Annotated in this window: 8 protein-coding genes; 5 read left to right on the forward strand and 3 right to left on the reverse strand. The window is 66.8% G+C overall.

Going from position 1 to position 11,783, the window contains the following annotated elements:
* Window positions 1–90 precede the first annotated feature (90 nt).
* Complete coding sequence (locus tag ACFC4D_RS01555) at window positions 91–711, forward strand: TetR/AcrR family transcriptional regulator (protein ID WP_376061188.1); 621 nt, start codon at window positions 91–93, stop codon at window positions 709–711.
* On the opposite strand, the gene glnA is transcribed toward ACFC4D_RS01555, so the two are convergent.
* Window positions 696–2,132 carry a type I glutamate--ammonia ligase gene (glnA, locus tag ACFC4D_RS01560; RefSeq protein ID WP_376061189.1) on the reverse strand — a complete coding sequence of 479 codons (1,437 nt, stop codon included), beginning with the start codon at window positions 2,130–2,132 and terminating at the stop codon, window positions 696–698. The two genes, ACFC4D_RS01555 and glnA, sit on opposite strands and share 16 nt — an antisense overlap.
* A 235-nt stretch (window positions 2,133–2,367) precedes the next feature.
* Between glnA and ACFC4D_RS01565 the strand changes: the two genes are divergently transcribed.
* The 4 genes from ACFC4D_RS01565 to ACFC4D_RS01580 all read left to right on the forward strand — a co-directional run bounded on the left by ACFC4D_RS01565 (window position 2,368) and on the right by ACFC4D_RS01580 (window position 9,603).
* On the forward strand, window positions 2,368–4,170 hold the full coding sequence (locus ACFC4D_RS01565; RefSeq protein ID WP_376061190.1) for an AMP-dependent synthetase/ligase: 1,803 nt from the start codon (window positions 2,368–2,370) through the stop codon (window positions 4,168–4,170).
* Window positions 4,171–4,180: 10 nt separating this feature from the next.
* Window positions 4,181–5,452: a PucR family transcriptional regulator gene (locus ACFC4D_RS01570; RefSeq protein ID WP_376061191.1), complete on the forward strand. Its 1,272-nt coding sequence runs from the start codon at window positions 4,181–4,183 to the stop codon at window positions 5,450–5,452.
* A gap of 164 nt (window positions 5,453–5,616) precedes the next feature.
* On the forward strand, window positions 5,617–7,677 hold the full coding sequence (locus tag ACFC4D_RS01575; protein WP_376061193.1) for a CocE/NonD family hydrolase: 2,061 nt from the start codon (window positions 5,617–5,619) through the stop codon (window positions 7,675–7,677).
* A gap of 141 nt (window positions 7,678–7,818) precedes the next feature.
* Entirely contained in the window at window positions 7,819–9,603 is a 1,785-nt protein-coding gene (locus ACFC4D_RS01580) for an SDR family oxidoreductase (RefSeq protein WP_376061877.1), read from the forward strand.
* On the opposite strand, the gene ACFC4D_RS01585 is transcribed toward ACFC4D_RS01580, so the two are convergent.
* Both ACFC4D_RS01585 and ACFC4D_RS01590 read right to left on the reverse strand, forming a co-directional pair.
* Window positions 9,534–10,745, reverse strand: coding sequence for a PDR/VanB family oxidoreductase (locus ACFC4D_RS01585; RefSeq protein ID WP_376061878.1), 1,212 nt, complete (start codon window positions 10,743–10,745; stop codon window positions 9,534–9,536). The two genes, ACFC4D_RS01580 and ACFC4D_RS01585, sit on opposite strands and share 70 nt — an antisense overlap.
* Window positions 10,746–10,789: 44 nt before the next feature.
* Window positions 10,790–11,707: a metal-dependent hydrolase gene (locus tag ACFC4D_RS01590; protein WP_376061195.1), complete on the reverse strand. Its 918-nt coding sequence runs from the start codon at window positions 11,705–11,707 to the stop codon at window positions 10,790–10,792.
* Between the last annotated feature and the right edge of the window lie 76 nt (window positions 11,708–11,783).

The following is an 11,783-nucleotide window of genomic DNA, read 5'->3' on the forward strand; positions in this document are numbered from 1 at the left end:
CCGAGTCACCTATTTACTGAGTAGATACTCAAAAACTACGGCCGAATGCGGCATACTGCAAGGGCAGGCAGCGAAAATCCAGGAGGCGATATGACATCGGAGCGCGCGACCCGCCCGCGCGGCCGCCCCCGCACCGGCGTCCGCGAGGCCGTCATCGCCTGCGCCCAGCAGACCCTCACCGAATCCGGCGTGGCCCGCCTGTCCACCAAGGAGATCGCCAAGCGCGCGGGCGTCGCCGAATCCAGCATCTTCTACCACTTCGGCGACCGAATGGGCCTGCTACAGGCCGTGATTCAGCATCAACTGCGCCCGTTCAAGGACCTGCTCACCGATCAATCCGGCACCGCCGCAACCGATCTCCGCACCGAGCTGGTCACCCTGCTGTCCACCCTGGAGGATTTCTTCACCGCCGCCATCCCGGTCATGGCGGCCGTCGAATCCGACGCCGACCTCCGCGTGGTCTACCAGCAGCGCAGCCGCGACCTGGACCTGGGCCCGCACCGCGCCGTGGAAGCCGTTGCCGCACAACTGACCCGGCACACGGCCCCCGGCACCGACCCGCGCCCCGCGGCCCTATTGCTCGTCGGCGCGGCGCACCAGCTCGCCCTGCAACGCCGCCTCAGCCCGCCGGACGCGCACGCGGACCTGCCCGCACCCGCCGCCATCGCCGACTCGGTGGCCCGGCTCCTGGAACCTCACACGTCGAAGTAGAGGTCGAATTCGTAAGGGTGCGGGCGGACGTTGATTTCGGCGATCTCGCTATCGCGTTTGATGCGGATCCAGGTTTCGATGAGGTCTTCGGTGAAAACGCGGCCGTGGGTGAGGTATTCGTGATCGGCTTCGAGGCGGTCGATGACTGCATCGAGACTGGCGGGAGTCTGGGTTACCTCGGCGGATTCCTCGGGGGTGAGTTCGTAGAGGTCTTTGTCGACAGGGAGCGCTGGTTCGGTTTTATTGGCTATGCCGTCCAATCCGGCCATCATCATGGCGGCGAAAGCGAGGTACGGGTTGCCCGAGGAGTCGGGGCAGCGGAATTCGAGGCGCTTCGCGGCGGCACTGGTTCCGGTGACCGGGATGCGCACGGCGGCCGAGCGATTGCGCTGGCTGTACACCAGATTCACGGGGGCCTCGTAGCCGGGGACCAGGCGCTTGTAGGAATTCACCGTGGGATTGGTCCACGCCAGCAATGACGGGGCGTGATGCAGCAGGCCGCCGATGTAATGCCGGGCCAGATCCGAGAGGCCCGCATAGCCCGCCTCATCGTAGAACAGCGGTGCGCCGTCCTTCCAGAGGGATTGGTGCACATGCATTCCCGAACCATTGTCACCGAACAGCGGTTTCGGCATGAAGGTGACGGTTTTACCGTGCTCCCACGCGGTGTTCTTGATGATGTACTTGTAGAGCTGTAGGTCATCGGCGGCGGCCAGCAAGGTATTGAAGCGGTAATTGATCTCCGCCTGCCCGCCGGTGCCGACCTCGTGATGCCCCTTCTCCAGATCGAATCCGGCGCGCATCAGGTTGGTGCACATCTGATCTCGCAGGTCGACGTCGGCGTCATACGGCGCGACGGGAAAGTATCCGCCCTTGGGGCGCACCTTGTAGCCGCGGTTCAGGGATCCGTCCGGATTGTGTTTCGCGCCGCTGTTCCAGCCGCCCGAGACCGAATCCACCTCGTAGAAAGCGCCATTCATCTTGGTCTGATAGCGCACCGAATCGAAGATGTAGAACTCGGCTTCGGGCCCGAAGTACGCGGTATCGGCGATTCCGGTGCTGCGCAGGTAATCCTCGGCCTTGCGCGCCACATTGCGCGGATCGCGACTGTACGCCTGCCGGGTGTGCGGATCGTGCACGAAACAGTTGATATTGAGCGTTTTCGCGCCGCGGAACGAATCCAGTTGTGCGGTGCCGAGATCCGGCAGCAACAGCATGTCCGATTCATGGATGGCCTGGAAGCCGCGCACCGACGAACCGTCGAACGCGATGCCCTCCTGCACCAGATCCGGTCCGAACATCGTTGCGGGAATGGAGAAATGCTGTTGTACGCCGGGCACATCGCAGAAGCGGATATCGACGTATTCGACGGCTTCGGCGCGGATGAATTCCTGTACGCCGGGTGCGGTGGGGGTGATCACTGCGGGCTCCTAGTACAGCCGCACCGCTACCCGATCGGACGGCCCGGTCTGGGTCCGGCGGTCCTACGGCTGTAAAAACCATACGTCGCATGCCGACCGGCCATCCCATTCCGGCCGCTCCGGCAGACAATTTGTTCACGTGCACAAACCGCGCGCCGCTTGTCTTCTTGATTGCCACTGGTATCGCACCGCCTTTGTGCGGTGTGCTGGATGGCAATCCGAGAGAGGTAGGTTCGTGAGTTCATCAAAGGTGACGACGGTGCGGCCGCGCACGCTGTGTGAGGCGTTCCAGGCCAATGTCGCGGCCAATCCGGACGCGATCGCGCTGCGCACGCTCGGCGGGGCCGTGACCATCACCTGGCGCGAGTACGGCGAACGGGTCCGGAGCATTGCCGCGGGCCTGACGGGATTGGGCATCGGCCCCGGTGACACGGTCGCGATCATGCTGACCAATCGCCCGGAGTTCCATCTCTGCGATACCGCGGTCCTGCACACCGGTGCGACGCCGTTCTCGGTGTACAACACCAATCCGGTGGATCTGCTGGCCTATCAGTTCGGCAACGCGGGCAATCGCGCCGTCATCTGCGAGCGCCAGTTCGCACCGCAGATCCTGGCCGCGGTGGAGAAGGCCGCGGCACAGGGCAATACGGTCGAACACGTGATCTGCGTGGATGAAGCGCCGGACGGCACCCTGGCGCTGGCCGCGGTCGAAGCCGCCCCGGCCGCCAATTTCGATTTCGAGAAGTCTTGGCGCGCGGTCGATCCCGAGAATCTGCTGACCATCGTCTACACCTCGGGCACCACCGGCCCACCCAAGGGCGTGGAGCTCACGCACACCAACTTCCTCGAAAACGCCCGCGTGGTCGACGAATTCGGTGGTGGCGGACCCGAGGACAAGGTGGTCTCGTATCTGCCGGACGCGCACGCCGCCAATCGCTGGTTCGCGCACTATCTGGCCATGATCAGCGGCGGCGAGATCACCACCTGCCCCGATCTCAAGCAGGTCGCCGAGGCCCTGGCCGAGGTGCATCCGTCGGTCTTCCTGGGTGTGCCCCGGGTATGGGTGAAAGTCAAAGCGGCACTGGAGGATCGCTTCGCCGCCGAACCCAGCGCGGTGCGCCGGGCACTGGTGGACTGGGCGATCCGCACCGGCCGGGCCCGCGCTCGCGCGATCTCGGACGGTCGCCCGCTGAGCCCGCTGGCGACGCTGCGATACCGCCTGGCCGACCGCCTGGTGCTGGCCACCATTCGAGAACGCCTGGGGCTGGACAAGGTTCGGGTCGCCGTCACCGGCTCCGCGCCGATTCCCCCCGACACCCACGAGTTCTTCCTGGGCCTGGGTCTGCCGTTGTGCGAGGGGTACGGCATGACCGAGTGCACGGCGGGAGCGACCGTGGGCCGCCCGGAGCGCATCAAGATCGGCACGGTCGGCACCGCGTTGCCCGGTGCCGAGGTCAAGATCGCCGAGGACGGTGAGGTGCTGGTGCGCGGCCGCATGGTCATGCGCGGCTACCGCAACGCCCCCGAGAAGACCGCCGAGACCATCGACGCCGACGGCTGGCTGCACACCGGCGATATCGGTGAACTCGACAGCGAGGGTTTCCTCAAGATCGTCGATCGCAAGAAGGAACTCATCATCAACGCGGCGGGCAAGAACATGTCGCCGACCAATATCGAGAACACCATCACCGAGAACACCCCGCTCGTGGGTGCGGTCGCGGTGATCGGTGAGGCGCGCTCCTACAACACCGCGCTGATCTGCCTCGATCCGGATCTGGCCGCCGCCTTCGCCGAGCGGCACCAGCTAACCGACCGTAGTATCGCGGCCATGGCACAGGACCCGATCGTCCGCAAAGCCCTCCAGGAGGGTGTCGATGCGGCGAATGCCAAGCTCTCCCGGGTGGAGCAGATCAAGAAGTTCGCGGTGCTGCCGGATGTGTGGCTCCCGGGCAGTGACTGCCTCACGGCCACCGGAAAACTGAGGCGCAAACCGATAGCTACCGCCTATGCGGCTACTATCGACTCGCTGTACGCGTAGTAGGAGAGTCATGCAAGCGCGAATCCGGGACCGTGCGCTGGAAGAGCTGTATCGGCGCGCGGTCGCGGCGCGGGAGGTATTCCCCGCCGCGCTGCCGCCGTACCGAACCCTGCCGCAACCCTTGGTGGCCAGCGGTTTCGAACGCGGCACCAAGCTCAATGTGGATCTGTTCTTCGATTTCCTGCGCACCGGGATCACCCCCGGTGAGGAGGACACCCGCGAAGTCGTGGAGATCGCGCTGGGCCGGGTCCGCGACGGCGAACCCCTCGAGGAAGTGCTCGGCCGCTATCGGATCGGCGCGGAATTCATCTGGTCGCATATGCTCGCCGCGGTCGAGGGACCCGAGCGGGAACTGCTCACCGAGGCCGCGCTGCCGCTGCTGCACTACATCACCACGCTCACCGCGCGCATCGCCACCGCCTGCGTGCATCGGGCGCACGATCCGCGCTGGGAACTCCTGGAGCGCCGGCGGGCCATCGCCGACGCACTGCTCACCGGACGCGATCCCATCGAATGGGCCGATGAACCGGCCATCGCGGTGCCGGACGCGTTCCTCATCGCGGTGTTCCGGCTCAGCTCGGCCCGGATCGCCGATACCGGCGATCTGCGCCATCGCATCGAGGCCATTCCCGGAGTGTTCCTGCGCCTGGACAGTGGCGGCTGGACCGCGCTGCTTCCCCTGCACCCGGGTGATGACGGTTCCGCGACCATCGCCGCGCTCAGTGCCCGGCTGCTCCCCACGCAGGAGCAGCAGACCCAGCGCAGCGCGACCCGCCGCCCTGAGCAGTCCCCGCCCGCCGCGGCGAATCACCCCGCACCGCAGCCCGATTCAGCCAATCAGGCCACTCACGCCGCGCCCTTCTGGGTCGGTGTCACGGTGGCGTCCACCCGCGAGGCGGTGCCGGAGCTGTTCGCCGAGGCCCGCATGCTCGCCGAACTGGGCCGCTGCCTGGAACGGCCGCAAACCCTGTGCCGCCGTAGCGATCTCATGTTCGAGTACACGGTCGCCGCGGGCGGTTCCGCGCGGGTGGGCCTGGCGGCGGTGCTGCTCCCCCTCGATCCGCAGCCCCTGCTCGCGGAAACCCTGGAGGTCTTCGTCGACAGCGGTTTCAATCAGCTGGCCACCGCGCGCCTGCTGAATATCCACCGCAATACGGTCACCTATCGACTGGCCCGCATTCACGAATTGACGGGTCTGGATCCGCACCGGCCCACCGATGCCATGACCCTGTCCGCGGCCCGGATCGCGCGCCGCCTCGAATCCGCCGCCTTCGCCCCGTAATTCCCTCCCGATCTTGGTCCGGTGCACAACGGGGCACGGCGGAGTCTTGGGGATTGGCGGTGTCCGAGGGTGGGGACTGTGCGGTGTGCTGAACTCCGACGACGAGGTCACCGGGCGGGATGGGCCGCCGCGACGGCCTCCTGACCATCCGCAGAGGTAGATCGTTGAGTAACAAGTCACGGTGGCCGCGTTGCCGCCGTCTGGTCCCCCTGGCCGTGGCGGGCTTCTCCGCGTTCGCCGTGACGGTGTCCAGCAGCACCTTCGCGGGGGCGGTGCCCGGCAGCGGGCCGGTGCCGAACGCGCCGGTGAATTTCGGCCTGCCCGCCGACTACGTGCCGACGCCCGCCGCATACGGCGTGAGTTATGAACTGGGACATGTGGTTCCGCTGTCCGACGGCACGCAATTGCAGGCCGAGGTGCGCTATCCGACCGATCCGGCGACCGGGCAGCGCGCGGCCGGGGATTTCCCGGTGGTGGTCAATTTCACCACCTACGGCGCGGTCACCAGTGCGCTGACAGCGGCGCTCATCAGCGTCATCGACGAACTGCACATCGCGCTGCCGGATCAGATCAAAGACGTTCGGCGCGTAATCAATCAGGCCACCAGCGCACAGGACATGCTGGTGCGGCACGGCTATATCGAGGTGATCGCGGATGTGCGCGGCACCGGCGGGTCGACCGGCGCGTGGAATCCGGCGTCCCGGCAGGACGGCATAGACGGTGTGCAGCTGGTGGATTGGGCGGCCAAGCTGCCCGGGTCCAATGGCAAGGTCGGCATGTACGGGTATTCGTTCCCGGCGCTGAGCGCCCTGCGCACCGCCGAGGCGGTCGGCCCGGATTCACCGCTCAAAGCCATTGTGCCCATGGCGATGCCGAACAATATCTTCAACGAGGTGCTCGGCCACGACGGCATGATGAGCCCGATTCTGCTCACCGCCATCTCGCTCATGGTGCCGTACCTGAGTCTGATGGGACCGTTCCTGACGGCGGTGGTATCCCCGCAGACCTTCGTGAAATCGCTGGTGGATCACCTCCAGGCGCTGGTGTCCTCGGACAGCACCATCAAACTGCTGCTGGAGGCGTACGCGGGCGGGCCGCTCGCCTATGACACCTCGTGGTGGCAGGAGCGGCGGTTCGAGACCGATCTGCACAATCTGGTCGACAACGGCATCGCCATGTATCAGGTGGGCGGGCTCTGGGACCTCTATCAGGAGGGGCCGTTCCGCAATTACTCGCAACTGCAGAATCTTTCGGCCGGACGCGATCAGTTCGCGCCCATGGCGGGCGACCAGCAGGCCGACGGCCGCTACCAATTGCTCATGGGCCCTTGGTATCACGTGGGCCTCGGCGTCGGCCCGGGCTCGCGCCTGGACACCGATATGATCACGCTGGCCTGGTTCGACCGCTGGCTCAAGGATATTCCGAACGGGGTCGAGAACACCGACCGGCCGCTGCACGTCATCGATCCGGGCAACAATGCCGCCGATACCGCGCACTATCCGTTCGATCAGGCCACCGTGGTGCGGCGCTATTTCGATGCCGGTCGGCTGACCGAGCAGGCTCCCACCGGCACGGTCGGCGCGGATCGAATCGACTACTCCGGTATCGACAATCTCTGCAATCGACAGAGTCTGGGCCAGTACACCGCGGGGCTGCTGGACTTCGTCTTCCGCGTCTTCACCGCATACAACCCGTGCACCGAGCGGGTGCTGGAACCCACCGCCGGCCTGAAGTACACGGCCGATCCGGTATCCGAGCCGACCGTGCTGGCCGGACCGTCGAGTGTGAGCCTGTACGCCTCCTCCACCGGCACCGATGCGGCCTTCCAGGTGTGGCTCGACGATGTGGCCCCGGACGGTTCGGCCGTGAACATCACCGGCGGTTCACAATTGGCGAGCCAGCGCACCCTGAACGAGGACAAGACCTGGCGCACGCCGGACGGGACCGTCTACGCGCCCGAACATGTGCTGCTGCGGGAGAATCAGCGGCTGCTCACCCCGGGCGAGGTGGTGCAGGTCGATATCAAGCTGCGCCCCACGTTCTATCGCCTGGAGCCGGGGCATGCGCTGCGCCTGCGGATTTCGACCGGTACATTCCCCTCGACGATGCCGATTCCGACCGATCTGCCGCGTCTGCTGGGAACGTCTCAGCAGGTGCAGCGGAATTCGGTATGGCCGTCGAGTCTGGTGTTGCCGCTCGCGCCCGCGGGGTCGCTCACGCACTGAGTCCGCGGCGTCCGAATCCACCGGCCCGGGTGGCCGGGGGCGGGTGGTACGGCTGGTCGCCGCCGCCGTACCACCCTGCAACGCCCCCGCGTCCGCACATTGACAGCGCTGCCGCCGCCCGCCAAGCTGGAGTCGAATCACCTGTCTGAGACAGAGGAGGCGGCAGTAGCGCTGCAAACCCGGACCGTGACCAATGGCGAGATCGATATCGCCGTGTACGAACAGGGCGTGCCCGATGGGCCGGTCATCGTGCTGGTGCACGGCTGGCCCGATTCACATCGACTGTGGGACAACGTCCTTCCGCATCTCATCGACCGATTCCGGGTGGTCACCTACGATTCGCGCGGGCACGGGCGCAGCACGAATCCCAAGGACCACAGGGCATTCCGGATACCGGAGCTCGCCACCGACTTCTTCGCGGTCATCGACGCGGTCAGCCCGGACGCTCCGGTACACGTCCTGGCTCACGACTGGGGTTCGGTGACCGTATGGGACGCGGTATGCGAACCCGGGGCCCAGGCCCGCATCGCCTCGTTCACCTCGGTGTCCGGGCCGAATCTCGATCACGCCGGTCACTGGGCGCGCGGCCGCTTCACCCGGCCGACCCCCGGAAATCTCGCCGCTCCCCTGGCCCAATTGGCGTCGATCGCCTATCAATTCGCGTTCATGGCACCGGTGACCCCCGCGCTGGTCCGGTTCGGTCTGCGGGACCGGGTGTTCCGCGCGGGGCTGCGTCTGGCGCAGGGCACGCCCGCCGAACAGGTCACCCTGGGTGACACCTTCACCGCGGACGCCGCCAATGGACTCCAGATCTATCGCGCCAATCTCGTTGTGGCGAAGCTGTTCTCGGCACGCGAGCGGCGAACCACGGTGCCGGTGCAGCTCATTGTCGCCCAGTACGATCCGGCGGTGCGCCCGGCGGTGTTCGACGATGAGGATCAATGGACCGATCGGCTGTGGCGGCGGGATCTGAAAGCCGGTCACTGGGTGCCGTATTCGCATCCGGCGGTGCTGGCGCGGGCCACCGTCCAGCTCATCGACGCCGTATCCGGTGCCGAGCCCGCGCGGGAATTGCGCCGCGCCGAGGTCGGTCGCGACCGCCGTCCGTTCGAAGATCAACTCGTCGTGGTCACCGGCGCGGGGTCGGGAATCGGCCGCGAGACCGCGCTCGCCTTCGCCCGCGCCGGGGCCGAGGTGGTGGTCTCCGATATCGACGCCGATGCCGCCAAGGAGACCGCCGCGCTGATCGCCGAATTCGACGGCGCGGCATACCCGTACGCCCTGGACGTCTCCGACGAGTCCGCTGTTCAAGCACACGCGGACGAGGTCGCGTCGGTGCACGGCGTCCCCGATGTGGTGGTGAACAATGCCGGCGTCGGCCAGGCCGCGCCGTTCCTGCGCACGCCCAGCGAGAGCTTCAAACGGGTGCTGGATATCAACCTGTTCGGCGTCGTGCACGGTTCACGGGCCTTCGGACATCTGATGTCCGAACGCGGGCTCGGCGGTCATATCGTGAATGTCTCCAGCATGGCCGCGTACACCCCGCAGCAGGGTTTCAGCGCGTACTCGACCAGCAAGTCGGCCGTCTTCACCTTCTCGGACTGCCTGCGCGCCGAACTGGCGAAGGACGGTATCGGGGTCACCACCATCTGTCCCGGCATCGTGCACACCAATATCGTTCGCACCACCGAGTTCTCGGGTGTCTCGGCGGATCAGCAGGATGCCAGGCAGCGGCTGTTCGACACCCTGTACCGGATGCGCAGCTACCCACCCGCCAAGGTGGCGGCGGCGATTGTCCGTGCCGTACAACGCAATAGCGCGGTCGTCCCCGTCACCCCGGAAGCGTGGGTCGCCTACTACGGCACCCGCTTGACCCCGCCGAGCCTCATGCGCTTCGGCATGGCCCGCGCCAGCCTGACGCGATAGCGGCCTCGGTACGGCGGCGGAACCGGCCCCGCCGCACCGGTATTCGCATCCAGCACCAGCAGCTCACCGGGCTGTGCCCGCGACACACAGATCAGCATGTCGCCCTGTGCCCGCTGCGCGTCATTGAGTACGGTGTCGCGGTGCTCGACGGTTCCGGCGAGCACCCGCACCTTGCAGGTGGTGCAGAAGCCCTGACGGCACGAATACGGCACCGCCGGATCCGCCTCGGCCAGCACCGCGAGCACCGTGCGATCGGCGGGCACCTCGAAAACACTGCCGCACCTGCCCCACTGCACGCTGAACGCCCGCCCGTCGACAATCGGCGGCGGCGCGAACCGCTCATGATGCAGCTCCACCCCGGGCGCACGCGCCACCCGCGCGGCGACCACCTCGAGCAGCGCGGGCGGACCGCATACGTACACGGCGAGCCCCGGTTCCACGGACGGCACCAGCACCGCCGCGGTCGGCAACCCTGCCTCATCATCCGTACGCACGGTGACTCTGCCGCCGTAACAGGCGATTTCATCGAGGAACGGCAGCGCCGCCCGATGGCGGCCGGTATACAGCAGCGACCACTCCGCACCGGCCCGATCGGCCGCGCGGATCATGCCCAGCATCGGCGTGATCCCGATTCCACCCGCTATGAACCGTATTCGGCGAGGTGACTCGGGCGGCGAACCATGGCCCGCCAGGGTCAGCGGGAACGCGTTGCGCGGGCCGTGAATCCGCACTCGCATGCCGGGCCGCAGGTCGTGCAGTTCGATGGAGCCGCTGCCATTCGGTATGCGCCGCACCGCGATTCGGTAGTGGAACGGGTCTTCCGGGTCGCCGCAGAGCGAGTACTGCCGCATGCGGCCGGACGGCAGGACCAGGTCCAGATGAGCGCCGGGGCTCCAGGCCCGCAGTGCCGCGCCGCGCGGGTGGGCGAAGACCAGGCTCACGACGTCCTCGTCGGCGGCGACGACCTCCCGGTCCACCAGCACCAGTTCTCTGGCCTGTACGGCACGTGGCGGCTCCGGTGCGTCCGGCGAGAGCCAGGCCAGCACCCGCGCCCCTGGACCGATGAGCCGGTCGGCCACCATCAGCAGCGGATCGCGGCGCAGCGGGGCCCAGAAGGCGGGTGGCACACCGCGCGTGCGCATTTCGGCGATGCGGCCTTCGACCGATTGCAGTTCGGGGGTTCTGGTCATGACGCGTGCGCCAATTTGGCAGCGGGAGATTTGGCCAAGTAGGCGACGGCCTGTGCGGTGTCGCCGGTATCGGCCGGGTCGTAATCGGCACGCACGAAGGAGGCGAAACCGCGTCCGATCAAGCCCCAGCGCGGCAGCACCCCGCGCCGTATACCGCTGCCGACCTCGCGGAATACCCTGACCGGTCCCATATTTCGCATGGTGGGGTCCTGCCGCACCAGCCACCAGGCGATGGCGATCAAGCCCACCGGCAGTCCGACGCTGGTGCCGAGGTAGAAGGTGACCAGGCGCGGGCGCTTGGCCCCGAAGTAGCGCGCGACATCGTAGGCGACACTGCGATGTTCGACCTCCTCCGCACCGTGCCAGCGGAACAGATCGGTGAGCGCGGGATCGGCGTGCAGGCTCTCGAAATCCTGATTCAGGATCCAATCGCCGCCGAGCGCGGTGAAGTGTTCCACCCCGGCGATGAGCGCCAGCATTTGCGTGACGACCCGGTGCCGCAGGTTCTCCGGCAGCGTGTCCAGGCGGGCGATGGCCCGGTCGAAGAGGTATTCGGCCTCGGTCAGAATGGGTTCGGGGTCGATATCGTGGCGTTGCAGGAACTCCCAGACGGCCTGATTGTGCGATTCGGCGTGCATGGCCTCCTGCCCCATGAAGCCGATCATCTGCTCGCGCAGGTCGGCGTCGGTGACATAGGGCAGCGCCCGCCGGAACATCTCGACGAAGCCGCGCTCGCCCAGCGGCAGAATCAGATTCAGGCCCGAGATGGCATGTGAGGCAACGGGTTCACCCGGTATCCAGTGCAGCGGTGACCGGGAGAAATCGAACCGCACCGCACGCGGTCGCAGCGCGACCGAACCGATCTTCTCGTTCATCGTGATCACTCCTGTGCCCGATCGCGCGAACCGCCCCATTGCCGTCCGGGCAGACCGGTCGCTTAATTGTCCCAGACAATCACATGATTGGCCCGTCCCGCACCTGAAATCGTCA

Origin of the sequence: Nocardia sp. NPDC056000 (assembly GCF_042269265.1) — a bacterium.
Taxonomy (GTDB): Bacteria; Actinomycetota; Actinomycetes; order Mycobacteriales; family Mycobacteriaceae; genus Nocardia.